General features: G+C 48.1%; 14 protein-coding genes. 7 read left to right on the top strand and 7 right to left on the bottom strand.

Going from position 1 to position 16,235, the window contains the following annotated elements; genetic code table 11:
* Window positions 1-77 precede the first annotated feature (77 nt).
* The 7 genes from HMPREF0044_RS04940 to HMPREF0044_RS04970 all read left to right on the top strand — a co-directional run bounded on the left by HMPREF0044_RS04940 (window position 78) and on the right by HMPREF0044_RS04970 (window position 9,600).
* On the top strand, window positions 78-647 hold the full coding sequence (locus tag HMPREF0044_RS04940) for an NUDIX hydrolase (RefSeq protein WP_006547023.1): 570 nt from the start codon (window positions 78-80) through the stop codon (window positions 645-647).
* Window positions 644-2,677, top strand: coding sequence for a DUF6049 family protein (locus tag HMPREF0044_RS04945; protein WP_006547024.1), 2,034 nt, complete (start codon window positions 644-646; stop codon window positions 2,675-2,677). Before HMPREF0044_RS04940 ends, HMPREF0044_RS04945 begins: the two co-directional genes overlap by 4 nt.
* Window positions 2,670-5,777, top strand: coding sequence for a murein biosynthesis integral membrane protein MurJ (gene murJ / locus HMPREF0044_RS07890; protein ID WP_006547025.1), 3,108 nt, complete (start codon window positions 2,670-2,672; stop codon window positions 5,775-5,777). The genes HMPREF0044_RS04945 and murJ overlap by 8 nt, the downstream gene beginning before the upstream one ends.
* 89 nt (window positions 5,778-5,866) lie before the next feature.
* Window positions 5,867-6,793 (top strand): thioredoxin-disulfide reductase, encoded by a 927-nt coding sequence (gene trxB, locus HMPREF0044_RS04955; protein WP_006547026.1) that lies wholly within the window; start codon window positions 5,867-5,869, stop codon window positions 6,791-6,793.
* Window positions 6,794-6,815: 22 nt separating this feature from the next.
* The gene (gene trxA, locus HMPREF0044_RS04960) at window positions 6,816-7,145 is read left to right on the top strand and encodes a thioredoxin (RefSeq protein ID WP_006547027.1); all 330 of its coding nucleotides are present in this window, start codon (window positions 6,816-6,818) and stop codon (window positions 7,143-7,145) included.
* Window positions 7,146-7,305: 160 nt separating this feature from the next.
* Window positions 7,306-8,634 carry an aminotransferase-like domain-containing protein gene (locus HMPREF0044_RS04965; RefSeq protein ID WP_006547028.1) on the top strand — a complete coding sequence of 443 codons (1,329 nt, stop codon included), beginning with the start codon at window positions 7,306-7,308 and terminating at the stop codon, window positions 8,632-8,634.
* 12 nt (window positions 8,635-8,646) lie between these two features.
* The gene (locus tag HMPREF0044_RS04970; protein ID WP_006547029.1) at window positions 8,647-9,600 is read left to right on the top strand and encodes a D-alanine--D-alanine ligase family protein; all 954 of its coding nucleotides are present in this window, start codon (window positions 8,647-8,649) and stop codon (window positions 9,598-9,600) included.
* Between the two features lie 128 nt (window positions 9,601-9,728).
* Here the strand turns inward: HMPREF0044_RS04970 and HMPREF0044_RS04975 are convergent, their stop codons facing one another.
* The 7 genes from HMPREF0044_RS04975 to yidC all read right to left on the bottom strand — a co-directional run bounded on the left by HMPREF0044_RS04975 (window position 9,729) and on the right by yidC (window position 16,226).
* Window positions 9,729-10,121, bottom strand: a complete 393-nt coding sequence (locus tag HMPREF0044_RS04975; protein WP_141553852.1) for a hypothetical protein — start codon at window positions 10,119-10,121, stop codon at window positions 9,729-9,731.
* Window positions 10,111-10,641 (bottom strand): hypothetical protein, encoded by a 531-nt coding sequence (locus tag HMPREF0044_RS04980; protein WP_040313033.1) that lies wholly within the window; start codon window positions 10,639-10,641, stop codon window positions 10,111-10,113. Before HMPREF0044_RS04980 ends, HMPREF0044_RS04975 begins: the two co-directional genes overlap by 11 nt.
* A gap of 282 nt (window positions 10,642-10,923) precedes the next feature.
* The gene (locus tag HMPREF0044_RS04985; protein WP_006547032.1) at window positions 10,924-12,105 is read right to left on the bottom strand and encodes a ParB/RepB/Spo0J family partition protein; all 1,182 of its coding nucleotides are present in this window, start codon (window positions 12,103-12,105) and stop codon (window positions 10,924-10,926) included.
* A gap of 9 nt (window positions 12,106-12,114) precedes the next feature.
* Window positions 12,115-12,999, bottom strand: a complete 885-nt coding sequence (locus tag HMPREF0044_RS04990) for a ParA family protein (protein ID WP_040313034.1) — start codon at window positions 12,997-12,999, stop codon at window positions 12,115-12,117.
* Between the two features lie 650 nt (window positions 13,000-13,649).
* Window positions 13,650-14,321: a 16S rRNA (guanine(527)-N(7))-methyltransferase RsmG gene (rsmG, locus tag HMPREF0044_RS04995; RefSeq protein ID WP_006547034.1), complete on the bottom strand. Its 672-nt coding sequence runs from the start codon at window positions 14,319-14,321 to the stop codon at window positions 13,650-13,652.
* 6 nt (window positions 14,322-14,327) lie between these two features.
* Window positions 14,328-14,885, bottom strand: a complete 558-nt coding sequence (locus tag HMPREF0044_RS05000) for a Jag family protein (protein ID WP_006547035.1) — start codon at window positions 14,883-14,885, stop codon at window positions 14,328-14,330.
* A 39-nt stretch (window positions 14,886-14,924) separates the two neighbouring features.
* A complete protein-coding gene (gene yidC / locus HMPREF0044_RS05005) occupies window positions 14,925-16,226 on the bottom strand; it encodes a membrane protein insertase YidC (RefSeq protein ID WP_006547036.1) in 1,302 nt (433 codons plus the stop codon).
* Window positions 16,227-16,235: the final 9 nt, after the last annotated feature.

Consider the following 16,235-nt stretch of genomic DNA (forward strand, 5'->3'; position numbering starts at 1 on the left):
TCATTTCACACTATTTAAGAGTGCCACGAAGTTGTCGAATTCCGCATATACCACGCTTAAAGACTTAGAGTAGTAGTATGCACCCTAGCGATAAAGACACTAAGATGGCGATTCCTCGCCCTCCACGCCGCCACCCCGCGGTGTTGTCTGCTCGCACCCAAACCCGCCAATACCCGGTAGTAGACGAACGTTCTGCGGGTGGTTTGGTTTTAAAAATCGAGGGCGGTCGCCCTCTGGTTGCCGTCATCGCTAGGCGTAATCGTGCTGGCAAGATTGAATGGTGCCTACCTAAAGGGCATATTGAACCAAATGAGTCAGCTCAAACGGCAGCTGTCCGCGAAATTGCGGAAGAAACCGGCATTACCGGCAAGATTGTGGTGCCATTGGCAGATATTGACTATTGGTTCTCATCTTTAGATCGCCGCGTTCATAAAGTGGTTTTCCACTACCTGCTGGAATACGTAAGTGGCGAAATCACGGTAGAAAATGATCCTGACCATGAAGCTGAAGATGCTGCCTGGTATCCACTTAAAGATGTCGCGAATATTTTGGCGTACCCGAATGAACGTCGCGTCGTGGGCATTGCTATGCAAATGCTGTACCCGGATTCTTATGAAGTTGATGACCGGTACGGTGATTATGCATGAGCAACGGATTCTCTTCTCTTTCCAAAACTCCTTGGAATAGAGCTTTAACTAAGCTATCTCTTTTCACTCTGCTAAGTGCCGCTACGTTCACGGGTTCAACCCCAGTTTTTAACAGTATTTCCACTGTTGCGGCAGAGACTTCTGTGGCTGCTGAACTACAGGTACAGATTAATGATTTAGCTCCTCGAGTGCTCACTAAAGAAGAAAAGTTAATTGTTAAGGGAACAGTTTCTTCTAAGTCTGAGGTTAAGACTTTGAACTTAACTCTGCGGATGCGAGCTAATACTCCGTTGAATGAAAAATTTCTAACGGATTATTTAGAGGGTGAAAATTTCGGGGGTCAGTGGATTACCACGACTGCCTTACACAACGTTACCGCTAACCAAGAAACGCCTTTCACAATTGAAGTCCCCACTAATCAACTTCCTTTAGGAGATGCTTTAGAGTGGGGTCCGCGTGGTATAGAAGTTATTGCTGATACGGCAGAAACTTTCGCATCAGATCGTTCTATTTTGGTGTGGGATTCTGGGATTGAGTTAGAGCCTACGCGCATTCATGCGGTGGTTCCAGTTCCGGCTGTAGTTAAGTTAAAAAACTATAATCCAGTTTCAGAACCTGCGGATACGAAACAGTGGCAGTGGGTAACGAAAGTAGCTGAACTGCCGGGTGCTTCTTTAGCTGTACCAACGAATTTTTTGAATCTTCCAGAAATCCAATCCGCGCTTTCAACCGGGGCTTCTGAAGTTATTGCGCTTCCAGAAGGCTATGCAAATCTAGCTGCTTTGCAGCAGTTCGCTGGTTCTCCTCTGGGTTTGGACGGGCAGCTTGAATCTGTCCGGAACAGCGGCATTAAGGTTCGTGCCGATGTTGCGGTAGTTAATGCCCAACCCACTCAGGCTCTTTTACAGGATTGGGTGGGGCATACTGTTGTGGGACGAGCTTTAGCTTTAGAAAATCCCGATGACTACACATTCCAGCCTTCTACTCTTTCCGCATTTAATGCTCAGGGTCAGCTTTTAACGCAAAAATCCGCAGATGCTTCACTTTTAGTATCTACACACCCGCAGCTTAACCAGCTATTTGCTAAGAATGCGAAAACTGCTGCTGACCAACTGGATCAGACGCAGCTTTTACGCAGTATTTCAGCAATTATTACCCGCGAGCGCCCGTTTGAGCCTCGTTCTTTCGCGACTTTACTTCCAGCTAATAATCTGTCTGAAACGCAGGTTTTGAAATTGCAGGCGCTGTTGCAAAACCGTTGGGTTAAGACTGCGAAAGAGTTTTATGGCCCCGCAGATTTGCCAGCGGAAATTCCCCTGCGGACCCTGCCGGCTGAGAATAATCCGCAGGCTTTCAGTTATTTGCAACCTGAAGTAAATACTCTGACAGAGTCTTTTAACTCGGCTTTGCCGCTTTCGGAAACCTTTAATGCACAGCCTGATTTGAAAAATGATTATGAACATTCGTTGGTTTACTTGTGCAGTAACTATGTGGGTACCGGCGAGGATTTACAAGCTCGTATTACTGGCGGTTTCACGAAGCGAGCTATGAAGTTAGCGGATGCTATTTCGGTAGCTAAGCCGGCAACTATTAATCTTTTAGATCGTTCTGCAAACCTGCCTTTACGCGTTGTTAATACTGCTGATGCGGATGCGAATATCACGGTTGAACTATTTCCCTCCGACCCGCGACTACAGGTAACTAAGCGTGTTAGTGTGAACGTTCCAGCGAAGTCTGAACAGCAGATTGAGTTTCCTGTTAAGGCAATTGGGTCTGGTGACGTCGTAGTCCACGCGGTCATTTCAAACTCAGCAGGCACAGTGATTGACCAACGCACACGGTTTACTGTGCGTGTGCGGGCCGACTGGGAATCTACCGGGACTTTGATTTTCTCAATCTTTTTAGCGGTTTTATTTGTGGCTGGCACGATTCGTACGATTAGGAACGGGCGTCGCATGCGTCCAACGTATTTAAATGAAGTTACGCAAGCTGAAACTGTTGAAGATTTGAATGAGGGTAACCATGAGTGATGCAACTGCTAAAGCTAAAGCTCCACTAGGGGACCCGCTTAAATCTTCTGTTGCTCGTTCGTCTGCAGTTATGGCTGCGGGCACGTTACTGTCACGTATCCTCGGGTTCGTGCGTTGGAGTTTGCTGCTTGTTGCTATCGGAGCGTTAGCTGCAAATGACGCATTCCAGGTAGCTAATAATATGCCCAATATGGTTTATAACCTGTTGGCTGCTGGCGTATTAGATGCCATTTTAGTACCCCAGATTGTGCGCGCTTTTAAGACTACTTCTGGATCAGATTACGTTAATCGTCTGATTACCTTGGCAGGCTTAACTCTTTTTGGCATTACTATCATCATGCTGCTGGGTGCTTCCGTGCTGGTAAACATTTTTGCTGCTGAGATGGCGCCAGCATGGAAGTCGTTGGCGGTAGTTTTCTCTGTTTGGTGTTTGCCGCAGATTTTCTTCTATGGCTTATATAACCTGCTGGGGGAAACCCTGAATGCGCGCGGAGTGTTTGGACCATACACGTGGGCTCCGGTAATCAATAACGTCATTGGTATTGCGGGTTTAATCGTTTTCATTTTGGTTTACGGTGCTGCTACTGACGTTAATGATCCAACGGTTTGGAATGCTTCTCGCACGGCTTTGTTGGCTGGTCCGGCAACTTTAGGTGTGATTGTTCAGGCGTTGATTTTGATTCCGCCTTTGCGTCGCGCGGGTATTCATATTCGTCCTGATTTTAAGTTCCGTGGCGCTGGCTTGCGTTCGGCTTCTAAGGTGACTGGCTGGGTTTTCGCGGTTTTGTTGGTGAACCAGGTTTCGGTTTTGTCGACTATGAATATTGGTGCGGCTGCAAATAATTGGCGTGAAATTACAGGTCAGTTCGCCCCTTCAATTACGGCGATTAACTTCACTTACATGATTTATATGATGCCGCAGTCAATTATTGCTACTTCGTTGTCGATTGCGATTTTTACGCGGCTTGCTTCGGCTGTTACTGATGGTCGTATGAAGTCTGTAGCGGCTGATTTCCACTTTGGGGTGCGTACTACAACGATTCTGAATTTGTGGAGTGCCGCGATTTTAGGTGCGGGTGCTATCCCGATTTTCCAGGCTTTAGCTGCGAATGCGACGCGCGTAGAGATTTCTTATACAGCGTTGGCTTTGGTGATGATGTTACCGGGTCTGGCTTCTGCAGCGATTGTTATGTTTGCTCAACGAGTTTTCTTTGCGTTTGAAGATGGTCGCCCAGTATTTTACGCGGTTTTAGCTCCGACTTTAGTTTTTGTGGCGGTTTCATGGATTCTGAAAGCGAATCTGCCGGGTTACCTGTGGGTGATTACGGTTTTAGCTGCGGAAGCGTTGAGCCGTTTAGGTCAGGCGGGTATTAGCTTACATTTGGTTAGTAGGCGTCTGCCTGGGGTGCGTCGTGGTTTGGTTATTCGCGATACTTTAATTTATTCGGGGATTTCTATTGTTTCTGGTTTAGTGGCTGTGGGTGCTTTGCATCTGGTGGGGCCTTTCGCTCCAGGTGAGCGTTATTTGGTGAAGTTCCTGGGAGCTGCTTGGCGTGGTGTGCTGGTAGTTGTCGTTGTCACTTTAGTTTATTTACTGCTGATGGCTGTTTTTGAGCGTCGTGGTTTTGAAAGTGTATTACAAACTTTAGGTAAGCGGATTCCTGTTTTAAAGCGTTTAGCAGATAAGATTCCAACGGCTGTGTTACCGGGTGGCGTGGCAGATGAGGCTGATTTCGTTGCAGAACCTGATTTTTTTGCCGAGGGCGCTGACCCTGATGCTCCAGTTTGGTTTAATGACCGTTTAGCAATGCTGTCTAATTTCCAGACGGCTACTTTGCCTAAACTACCGCAGCTGGATGATATTTTGCTTGAACATGTAACAGCTAAGACTGTGCCTGGTTGGGGTCAGCTGATTTTGGATCAGTTGTATAAGTTTTCGTTGATTTGCCAGCCTGCTCCGTTGAAGCATGCTTCTGGGGTGGTGTTAGAGAATACAGGTAAGTTTGCTGATGAGTTTGACTCACTGGTTGAGCTTGAGAATTCAAGAGTTTCAGAACCAGTTGCGGTTGTTGATTCTGCGCTAGTTTCGACTACAGTTAAATCTCATAAGTTACCTCCACGCCCTCGTTTTGAGCATTTTGATGAGGTATCCCCGTTACCGGATGCGCGTCCCGTGATAGTTCCAGAGGATGAACCTGAGGTTGAGAGTGTTAGTGAAGCTAACTCTTTGAAGGCTTCTGTGGGGGCTTTCTTAGCTCCGCAGCTCACTCGTTTACGTTCTTCGGCTTCTTCTGTTTTAAAATCTGCACGAAATACGGATAGTGCTCAGGAAACGCCCTCGGAAATTTCTGTAAGGAACGGAATTATGGTGGAAACCCTGCATAAGGGGACACGCACTATTTCCCAGTCTTTCGAATTCGCTAAGGAAACTGTTGATACCCTACAGGCAGGTAAGAAAGTTGACCCTACTAAGCCAACCATTATGCTTTTTGCGGTATTTACTTTCATTGCCTTCGTTTTTGCTTTAGCAACTCTGGGTTTAATGCCGAAGAGTTCATTCCTGGATGGTTCTGAAACTAAACAGCAGCCAGCTACTGTAAAGCAGGTTAAACCTGCAGAGCAAAAACCTGCGGACGAACCGAAACAGCCAGAAGCTCCTGTATTACCAACTGCGCCGGTAGTAATCGAATCTGCAGAAGTTATCTCTTGGCAAAATGATGGTGGCGACATATTTGAAGATACCCAAGTTATTTACGATGGCAATGCGGATACTATTTGGGTAACTCGTTATTTCGCGGTTGCTGAACTGCCCGCTAATGACACGATTCGCCTGCTGCTGAAGCTAAAAGAACCCGCCCAGGTTAAGGAAATTAACTTCACTGGCCTAATGAAAGGTGGTGCAGTTGATGTGCACGTTGGCGATGACGCAGCAAAGTTATTTAACAACCCCGTATTGTCGAGTGCGCAAATGGATGCAACTACAAATATTGCTTTACCTGAGGGCACTGCCGGTACTTACGTGGGATTGAACTTCCGCCAGCTACCAAAAGACAATACTGGTGTTTTCCGCATCAAACTTCGTGATTTGAGTATCAAATAAGCTACTATTTCCGGTTCTGGAAATAAAAGCATACGAATGGTTGTTAGAGTTTTATCAGGTATTATTCACTTCCTCAGAAAGGCACGTCGATGACTACTCAGCTTCATGACGTTGTAATCGTGGGTTCTGGCCCAGCCGGTTACACTGCAGCAATCTACACTGCGCGCGCTGGCTTAAAACCTGTGGTGATTGCGGGTGCACTTTCCGCTGGCGGTGCTTTGATGACCACCACCGAAGTTGAAAATTTCCCGGGTTTCCCAGAAGGCATCATGGGTCCTGACCTAATGGTAAAAATGCAAGAGCAAGCAGAAAAATTCGGCGCTACCGTAATCTTTGATGACGCTATCGAAATGTCTTTGGAAGGCGACGTTAAGACCGTCACCACTGAGGAGGAAACTTTCCAAGCAAAGGCAGTTATCATTGCTACTGGTTCGCAACATCGCGTACTTGGCTTGGAAGGCGAAGAAACTTTCGCTGGCCGTGGCGTTTCCTACTGTGCAACCTGTGATGGTTTCTTCTTCCGCGATAAGCCTATTGTAGTTGTTGGTGGGGGCGACTCCGCAATGGAGGAAGCTAACTTCCTTGCTCGTTTCGGTTCTTCTGTATGTGTTGTTCATCGTCGTAATGAACTTCGTGCTTCTAAGGTTATGGCTGACCGCGCCATGAACAACCCTAAAATTAACTTTGCTTTCAACTCTGAGGTTGTTGATATCCAGGGTGAAGGTAATTTGCGCTCTGTAACTTTACGTGACACTGTTACTGGCGAAGAACGCATGATTGAAGCTAGCGGCCTATTTGTAGCGATTGGCCATGACCCACGTACCGATTTAGTTAAAGGCCAGCTTGAACTACGCGATAACGGCTACATTAAGGTCGATGATCCAAGTACCCGCACATCTCTTCCAGGGGTTTTTGCCTGTGGTGACGTAGTTGATTTCACCTACCGCCAGGCAATTACTGCTGCAGCTTCAGGCTGTCGAGCAGCTCTTGACGCGCAGAATTTCTTAGAGGCTTAACTTATTTATTGAAAGGCTTATTATGTCTAAAGCATTCCCCGTAACAACTGGCGAGTTCGCTGCTAAGGTACTGCAGTCTGAACTGCCTGTACTGGTTGATTTTTGGGCTCCTTGGTGTGGCCCATGCCGTCAGCTCGCCCCCATCTTAGATGAGGTTGCTGCTGAACTAGATGGCAAGCTGGTTGTTTTGAAGGTGAACGTAGATGAGGAACCTGCGTTGGCTGCAAAGTACGGCATTATTTCTATTCCTACCATGCACCTGTTCACCTTGGGCGAGTCTGTAAAGACCATTGTGGGTGGTCGCACTAAGGACAAGTTGATTGGCGAAATTTCCCCACTTTTGGGTGCCTGATTAGTTTTCTTTCCCGAGGGCGTTGCATTTAATCTAAGGATTTTATGCAGCGCCCTCGAGCAATTTTTATTTTTCTTGCCCATTTCCTGGTTCTAAACTTAATATCTGTGTGATTTCATGGCAGAATTAGGCTACTTACACAACCTAGTGAAAGCGTTTAATGACTATGAATGATGGCAGCAGTTTGCGCGATATCCCTACGGGGACCCGACTTGATCCTTGGTTCAACGCGTACGCTGCGCGAGCGCATGGTCTACGTTCGTCTGAAATTCGCGCGCTTTTCGCTGTGGTGTCTCGCCCTGAGGTTGTTTCCCTGGCGGGTGGCATGCCAAATATTAAAGACTTACCGTTAGAAGAGCTCGCTGAATCCGCTGCACGGCTGATCCGCAACCACGGTGCTCAGGCCATGCAGTATGGTTCCGGCCAGGGCTGGGAACCTCTGCGCCAACGCATTGTCGACGTTATGGCTTACGAACACATTAAGGGTGACCCTGATAACGTCGTTATTACCACTGGTTCACAGCAGGCTCTGGACTTGGTTTCCGAAATCTTCCTTGATCCTGGGGACGTCGTTTTAGCTGAAGGTCCTTCCTATGTGGGCGCGTTGGGTACTTTCCGTGCCTACCAAGGCGAAGTTGTCCACGTGGATATGGATCATGATGGCCTGGTTCCAGAAGCATTGGAAGAAAAGATTCGTGAGGTACGCGCTAGCGGTCGTACCATTAAGTTCCTTTACACAATTCCTAACTTCCACAACCCTGGCGGGGTTACACTTTCTGCGGAGCGCCGCCCACAGATTGTGGAGATTTGTAAGCGTGAGCAGATTTTGATTGTGGAAGACAACCCTTATGGTCTGCTGGGCTTTAAGGCTGAACCTCTGCAGGCAATGCATGCACTTAATCCTGAGGGTGTTATTTACCTGGGGTCCTTCTCTAAGATGTTTGCTCCTGGGTATCGCATTGGTTGGGCGCTGGCTCCTCACGCGATTCGCGACAAGCTGATTTTGGCTTCTGAGTCGGCAATTTTGTCACCTTCTATGGTGGGTCAGATGACGATTGAAAGCTATCTGTCTAACTTTGACTGGTTCTCTCAAGTACAGACCTACCGCGGTATGTACCGTGAGCGTAAAGAGGCAATGCTTGAGTCTCTAGACGAGCTTATGCCGGATTGTACTTGGACTAAGCCTGAGGGTGGCTTCTACACTTGGGTAACTTTACCTGAGGGCTTGGATGCTAAGTCTATGTTGCCTCGTGCGGTTAAGAACTTGGTAGCTTATGTTTCGGGTACTGCGTTTTACGCGGATGGCCGAGGTGGCAATCACCTGCGTCTGTCCTTCTGCTACCCTACTCCAGAGGATATTCGCGAGGGCGTCCGCCGTCTTTCTCAGGTTGTTTCTGCTGAGAAGGAACTAGTTGATATGTTTGGCACGAATATCCGTACTCAGTTGCCTTCTAACGCTGTTTCAGTGCCTGGACCAGACCAAATCTAAGGGGAAGTTAATATGGCTGATAAGATGAAAATTCTGGTTGTTGCTGGAGGGTTAACCCATGAACGTGATGTCTCATTACGTTCAGGTCGTCGTGTAGCTAACCTGCTTCGCCAGCTAGGGCATACCGTCGAAGTATGTGACCTTAACTCTCAGTTCCTGCCAACAGTGGCAGAATTTGAACCTGATGTAGTTTGGCCACTGATTCATGGTTCTGTAGGTGAAGATGGTTCTATTCAGGACCTTTTGGAACTTGTTGGATTCCCTTATGTAGGTTCACGTGCTCATGCCTGCGTATTGGCGTCTTCTAAGCCTACTGCGAAGTCTTTGGCAACGATTGAGGGTATTACTACCCCTGCGTGGATTTCTCTCACTCAATCGCTTTTCCGTCAGGTGGGCGCTCCGGCAGTTTTGCAGGCAATTTTGCAAAGTAAAGATAATCTGTCTTTCCCTTTGATTGTTAAACCTGCTGACGGTGGCTCCGCTTTGGGCCTTTCTAAAGTTTCTTCTGAGGATGAACTACGTTCAGCAATGGTTGATGCGTTCGCATATGGTGACACCGTTATGGTTGAACAGTTTATTCCTGGACGTGAAATTGCTGTTTCCGTCGTTGACCTTGATGAGCTTTATGCCTTGCCTCCGGTTGAAATTGTCACTGACGACGGTCGCTATGACTACGACGCTCGTTATAATACGGGGCGCTCACAGTTCTTCGCGCCTGCCCGGTTAACTGCTGATGAGACCGCCGAGGTGCAGCGTGTAGCTTTGGAAGTTCACGAACTTCTGGGGCTGCGCCACCTTTCCCGCGTTGACTTAATCTTGGGCGAAGATGGACAGATTTACCTGATTGACGTTAACGTTGCACCGGGCATGACAGACACTTCTCTCTTCCCGCAGGCCGCTGAAGCAGCCGGTTCTTTCCGCGATATTCTGGGCGAAATCGCTGCTTTCGCGGTTTCTGATAAGTAGTTTTATCAAAGTTTTGCCCCGATGTTTCACGTGAAACATCGGGGCAAAACTTATATTACTCGATCTATTTAGGACTAGCCTAACCAGTTCTTAACCGACATTATTCTTGTCAGAACGGCTCACTACACTTAGATATATTCAGCAATACTCTTCGCTGCCAAGTGGTAACGCAAGGCCGTAAACACAAGATTAAGCACCAGCCACAAGCCAACCGCTAAGCTCACTCCGAATACCGTAGTGTATCCATAAAAGAGTATTCCCAACATACCAAGCACGGCAATGACGTTAATACCTGCTTGCGCGTAGTAAACAGCATGTACGGAAAAATGAGCGATACGCCAGTTCTTCTCAGAATCTCTAACAATCGCAGAACGAATTCCTAACGGATGTAGGTGCGACAACTCTACTTCCTGCCCCTGCTTACCGATATACCCTAAAACCAAGGCATAACAACCGGCCAGGACTACTAAAACACCCAACCCAATACTCATAGTCAAACCAGCTTCACTGCTATTTTTCAAAGTCAACAATCAGTTTAGCCGAGTTTTCACTGCGCACGCTAACCAGGGTATCCGCTCTAAAACTATTCTTAGCATTAGTATCTAAATCGCAAAAATCTACTTCCGCACGCATTGCATACAAAACGACATCTTTACCGACTTTCGCCCTTAAAATCAGGGCATTCGCATTATCGGAGTATGGGATTGTAACCGCTTTATCGGCTATATTTTTTACGAATTTTGGCGCATGCCTACCGTCATCATATGGACATAAACGGTAACCTTCGGTCCATTCAAAACCTGCAGGCATTACCTGTGCTACTAATTCTGCTGCTTCTATTTCAGTTGAGGGTTGTACTTTAAAATCACTAGCTTCGACTGTGTATCGTTCATATGGCTGCAAGTAGTATCGCGCCATACTTACTCCGCCGACTAGTAGCGTACCCACTAAAGCGCCACCCAAGACAACATTGAGTATCTTAAAACCTTTTCTTCGACCAGAAAAGTGTTCCGTTAACTCATCTTCGTTTACTTCAGCCATGGCTTTCCCCCTCAAATGTTTCACGTGAAACATCGTGTGCATAGTCTTTAGCCTCAGAATAACAACAAACTATCCTTCTGTCGCTTTTAAGAACCTTGAACATGCAGAAACTAAGACTCAACTCTTCTATTAGTTAAAGGTTTCAAAATCCGCAACACGCAAAACGATGGCTACAACAAATTCTGTGAGAGCCACGAGGCTAGAAATTTGCTCCCGCGAATTTGAAACTCGCGGGAGCAAATCTATACTGTGAGGCGTTAGAGCGAATCGCCTTAACCCCTCTTACTGGTGTCCACCAAGCTTCAAAACTGAAACCAAAGCTGCAATACGCTCAAGATCATCTGCACCTCCGAACTCAACAACAATCTTGCCGGTTCGTTTACGCTGATCAACCGTTACCTTTGCACCCAACAAATCACTGAGGCGCTCTTGAATAAAAGTGCCTTGAATAGAAAGTGGGCGCACGTCTTTCGAAGCCTTTGCATTAGCAGTAGCCTTACCACCCTTTGCAACCAACTCTTCTGTTGCACGCACCGAAAGACCTTCATCAATAATACGGTGTGCAACAGTCTCTATAAGTGCAGAATCCTCAAGACTCAACAATGCACGCGCGTGCCCCATACTTAGTAGGTTTTCCATCACTAAGAGCTGAACTGCATGTGGTAGCTTCAGCAGACGCATAGTATTAGAAATCTGCGGGCGAGAGCGCTTAATACGTTTAGAAAGCTCCTCCTGCGTACAACCAAATTCTTCTAAAAGTTGCTGATATGCAGCTGCCTCTTCAATAGGATTTAGCTGTGCACGATGCAAGTTTTCCAACAGTGCATCGCGAAGCATGTCATCATCTTGCGTATCGCGAATAATTGCTGGAATTTCAGTCAATCCAGCGAGTTTTGAAGCGCGTAAACGGCGCTCACCCATGATTAATTCGTACTTAATTTCGGCATTTTCGTTGCCGTCATCAGTAGCTTTACGAGCCTCAGTAAGAGCTTTAAAACGCGCAGAATTTTTTACAACTTCCCGAACTACAATTGGTTGCAGAACGCCGATTTCTTTAATCGATTCTGATAGCTCAGTAAGTAACTCAGGGTCGAATTGTTCACGTGGCTGGTCTAAGTTTGGAGCAATTTCTGCAACACGTAAATACGCCATGCGCGCTCCAGGAACCGGCACTAAATCTACAACCTCAGGGTTTGACTGCGGCTGTCCGGTTACGCTTACATCAACAGTCTTCTTCTTGCCCGCCTCAGACTTAGCCTTAGCACGGTTACGTGCCGGTGGCTTCAGAAGATCTGCAGTCACTGACGCGTGAGTACTACGGTTAACGCTATCCCCCGTAGCTGCATGGCGTGGGAAAAAAACATCCATGGCACTTTCAGGAGCCAGTGATGTTTCACGTGGAACATCTGATTCTTGGGTAGGGATTAACGATCCTAAGCCGCGTCCCAGTGCTTTACGTGCCATTTCCAGTCCTTAGTTCGCAGTCGCTGTTGCTAAACGGTCAGCCAGTTCTAAAGCGGCCTTCTTATAACTTAATGCAGCAATTCCCCGCGGATCATGAGAGAAAATTGAAGTACCAAAGCTAGGAGCTTCAGAAAGTTTCACAGAACGAGGGATGGCTGTCCCCAAAAGCTGCTGTGGGAAATACTGATAGATTTCCTTACCGACCTCGGTTGCCAAGTTAGTGCGCTTATCAAACATAGTGAGCAGGATTGAACCGATCTCTAACTTTGGATTCAAAAAGTCACGAATCTTATTAATCGTGTTCAGCAACATGCCCAGACCCTCCAGTGCATAATATTCAGCCTGGATTGGAACAAAAACTTGATCAGCAGCAGCAAAAGCGTTAATGGTCAGAAGCCCGAGGCTTGGCGGGCAGTCAATCAATACAACATGAGTTTCAGGGTAGGAAGCAAAGTATTCTTCCAAAGCGGTAGCCAGCACAAACTCACGGCGTTCTTTCGCACTCAAATCAAGCTCTGCGCCAGATAGGTCAATCGTGGCTGGACAGACACGTAAAGTCGGGGCTTCTGCGCAAGGCAAGGTTACTTCCGCCAAGGTCTTTTCACCGATTAAAGCCTCGTAAGTAGAGTCAATCCCCGTATGGTGCTCAATACCAAGAGCTGTAGAACAGTTCCCCTGTGGATCAGAGTCAATAACCAGTACATTCAGGCCACCTTGCGCCAATGCCACAGCAACATTCACAGTTGAAGTAGTCTTACCCACCCCACCCTTTTGATTGGCAACTGCCAGGACTACAGGACGGGAAGGCTTAGCAAATACCGCAGAATCAAGCTCAGCACGCAGCTTCGCGGTGGCTGAGAGCTCATCAGCTAAAGGGGTCTTTGAGGTGGCCACATTTCTTCCTTTCACTCTTATATAAGTTTAGACGTAACCGCTGACAGAAACATCATTAGAAAAAGATTTAGGAAATGTTTCACGTGAAACATTAAAGGTACGTGTTTTGCTTAATGAACTAGATAAACGAGATTCAGATATTGTATCAATGATGGGGTGTGGACCGCTGAGTTCGCCCATGAGCCGTGCGCCTTTGGCTTCGGCTCAACGCCCGACCCACCGCACCCAGCACTCCACGCCCCTGTTAAACCTATCCACGTACCCGCCGGACCCAGCACTCCCCCTCTTAAACGCGTCCACAGACCACCTGACACAGCGCTACGCACTCCACTTGAGTATATTGATCTGCTCACCGGGCAAAAGGCTACACTTCACGCTTAAACTAATTCGCCTACCCAGCGCACCTAGCCGCCCTTTCCGTCACTTAAGCGCGAGGAAAGAAGTACCCATATTGTTCCTGCGCTGGAACAAGCGTTCGCGCGTGCCTTTTCGCTATTCGGTACTTGCATCGCACCATAAGTGGTGATTATTGACTGCTACGCTCAGGTAATCAAAAACTATCCTGTCGCACGGCAACACCAACTGCCGTGTAGTTACAAAATATCCCCGCAGTACTAAAACTGCGGGGACATTAGTTACAGAAAAACAAGTTAGCGTCGGAAGGTTTTAATTTCCACAACCATAGTGGATTCGTCTTCCATCACGGAAGAAACCTCATGCACTACCGCTTTAGCGACATGGAACTTCTTAAACAGTCTCTGCGCCTCTGCAACCTCATCAGCTGCCTTACGACCCTTCAGAGCCACCAGAGAGCCTCCAGAACGCACCAGAGGCATGCAGATAGGCATGAGTTTCTTTAGGTTAGCCACAGCGCGGGAAGTGACTACGTCAGCCTTACCCTGCCCGTGTAGCTCTTCAGCACGCTTGTGGTGGACGGTAACGTTATCCAAACCCAGCTCAGCAACAACATCCTCTAGCCACTCCACACGACGTAGCATTGGCTCAACTAAATGCACATCCACATCGGGACGCATAATGGCCGCCACCATTCCTGGGAAACCAGCGCCTGAACCAACATCGAGCATCTGGGCACGCTGAGGAATGAACTCTACAATCGCAGCACTATTAACCAGATGGCGTGACCACAACCGAGGTAGTTCTCGCGGACCAATTAGACCGCGCAATTCGCCCTCGTCAACCAGCATCTGCGCAAAGTGCGACATAGCGGAATATGAAAGGTCGAAAAGTTCAATCGCGGCCTGATTCGGTTCCTCAACTACCACGGTTTCTGCCGGAAGTTGGGCGTTGTTAACGTCCGTCACCGAGGCTCACTCCTGGTCTTCGAAGTCGTCTTCAAGATCTACATCCAGGCCAGCAGCTGCAGAATCAACAACCTCTGGAAGGACAACTACGCAACGGTTTGGTTCCAGACCCTCGGATTCAGATGCCAAACCAGCTGCGGCTATAACGTCGTGGCAGACCTTACGTTCGAATGGGTTCATGGATTCGAGCATTACTGGTTCGCCGTAGGTACGTACGCGAATGATAGCTTCTTCAGCGATCTCGGTGAGTTCGCGACGACGGTCAGCGCGGAAGCCAGCGATATCAAGCATCAGGCGGGAACGGTCGCCGGTACGAGCTTGTACTGCCAGACGGGTAAGTTCTTGCAGCGCGTCAAGAACGCGACCATCTTCGCCAACCAGGCGTTCGAGGTCACCAGCACCATCTTCTTCAACGATGTCTACCAGAGCGCGGTCATTTTCAACGTCGAGGACAATATCGCCACCGAGGTTTACAATGTCCAGGAATTCTTCCAGGTAGTCAGCTGCAATGTCGCCTTCTTCAACGAGCTGGGCAACACGGTCTTTGTTGGTTTCTTCAGCCATTTTTATCTCACTAACTTGGGGAGTTATTCGGGTTTAAACTTAGTTTTTCTTCTTAGCGGCACGCTTTGCAGCACGGCGTGCTTCACGCGCTTTTTCAAGTTCTTCTGCAGACTTTGCAGCTACTTCTTGAGCTAGCTTTTCTGCCTTGGACGGAGCGTTTTCGGATGCTTCTGCATTAGCTTGACGCTGTGCCTTAGTCAGTCGCTGTGGCTGCACGCGGGTTTCGCTAGAGGTTGGGCGTGGGATGAAACGCTTTACCCAGTGTTCGTCTGGGATTACCTGCCATTCAGAGAAGGCGAGTTCGCGGTAGGCGGCAATCTGACGGTCTGCTGGTACTGTTTCGGGGAACTTGGTAGGTACCTTGAACTTGCTTACCTTGGACTTGAGCTTGGAAAGCAGTTGGTCGGCAAGTTCCTGTTTGCGCTGGGATTCTCCGCTTCCGAGGGCGCGTACTGCAGTGTCGTATTCTTCGAAGAGTGGTCGGATTGCTTCGGTGTAGGCGTTGCGGCGCTTGTTGAGAAGCTTAGTGTAGGATTCGGAACCCATGGTTGGCATGCGTTCGATGGTCCAGAACTGCTGACCCATGGTCCACATGTTGGTGGTAAACCAGTAAACCAGTACACCGGTTTGGAAGTAGAAGCCGGAGGCGCCAATCATGAGTGGCATCAGGTACATCATGATGATCTGGGAGCGCATCATTGGGTTGTTTGGATCCTTAGCGGATTCCGGCATGTTCTTCATGGTTAGCTGACGCATAGTGAAGAACTGAGAGCCCATCATGAGCAGAATCAAAACAACGAGAACTACGCGAGCGGAACCTGATGCGGTTACGAAAGTGTCAGATAGGAAGGCACCAAAGAGGTTGGAGTCTTCAATATCCTGTGCAAGCTTTTCATTCAGTGGACCAATAGAGCCACCTGGATACTTGCCTTCAGCGAGGGTGGCAGTCGATGCCAATACGCGGAAGAGTGCGAAGAAAATTGGCATCTGCATGAGGATTGGCATACAGGAAGCGAATGGTGAAGTACCGTGTTCACGGTAGAGCGCCATCATTTCTTCGCTCATCTTCTGCTTGCTTGCCTGGTCCTTACGGTCCTTGTACTTTTCCTGAAGTTTCTTTAGTTCAGGCTGTACAAGTTGCATGCCGCGGGCGGCTTTAATCTGCCTAAAGAACAGTGGAATCAAGAGGGTACGTACAATCATGGTTAAGCCGATGATGGACAGTACCCAGGCGAAACCTGGTCCGTCGTTCATGCCAAGCATGACTAGCATCTTGTGGATACCGACCATAATCACGGCAACAAACCACTTAAACGGATAGAGCAGAGTATCAAACCACACGGGCAAGCT

This window comes from Gleimia coleocanis DSM 15436 (assembly GCF_000159015.1).
GTDB classification, from domain to species: Bacteria; Actinomycetota; Actinomycetes; order Actinomycetales; family Actinomycetaceae; genus Gleimia; species Gleimia coleocanis.

Coding starts and splice junctions, on each gene's coding strand:
- HMPREF0044_RS04940 (WP_006547023.1), top strand. CDS start 78: ATGCACCCTAGCGATAAAGACACTAAGATGGCGATTCCTCGCCCTCCA.
- HMPREF0044_RS04945 (WP_006547024.1), top strand. CDS start 644: ATGAGCAACGGATTCTCTTCTCTTTCCAAAACTCCTTGGAATAGAGCT.
- murJ (WP_006547025.1), top strand. CDS start 2,670: ATGAGTGATGCAACTGCTAAAGCTAAAGCTCCACTAGGGGACCCGCTT.
- trxB (WP_006547026.1), top strand. CDS start 5,867: ATGACTACTCAGCTTCATGACGTTGTAATCGTGGGTTCTGGCCCAGCC.
- trxA (WP_006547027.1), top strand. CDS start 6,816: ATGTCTAAAGCATTCCCCGTAACAACTGGCGAGTTCGCTGCTAAGGTA.
- HMPREF0044_RS04965 (WP_006547028.1), top strand. CDS start 7,306: ATGACTATGAATGATGGCAGCAGTTTGCGCGATATCCCTACGGGGACC.
- HMPREF0044_RS04970 (WP_006547029.1), top strand. CDS start 8,647: ATGGCTGATAAGATGAAAATTCTGGTTGTTGCTGGAGGGTTAACCCAT.
- HMPREF0044_RS04980 (WP_040313033.1), bottom strand. CDS start 10,641: ATGGCTGAAGTAAACGAAGATGAGTTAACGGAACACTTTTCTGGTCGA.
- HMPREF0044_RS04985 (WP_006547032.1), bottom strand. CDS start 12,105: ATGGCACGTAAAGCACTGGGACGCGGCTTAGGATCGTTAATCCCTACC.
- HMPREF0044_RS05000 (WP_006547035.1), bottom strand. CDS start 14,885: ATGGCTGAAGAAACCAACAAAGACCGTGTTGCCCAGCTCGTTGAAGAA.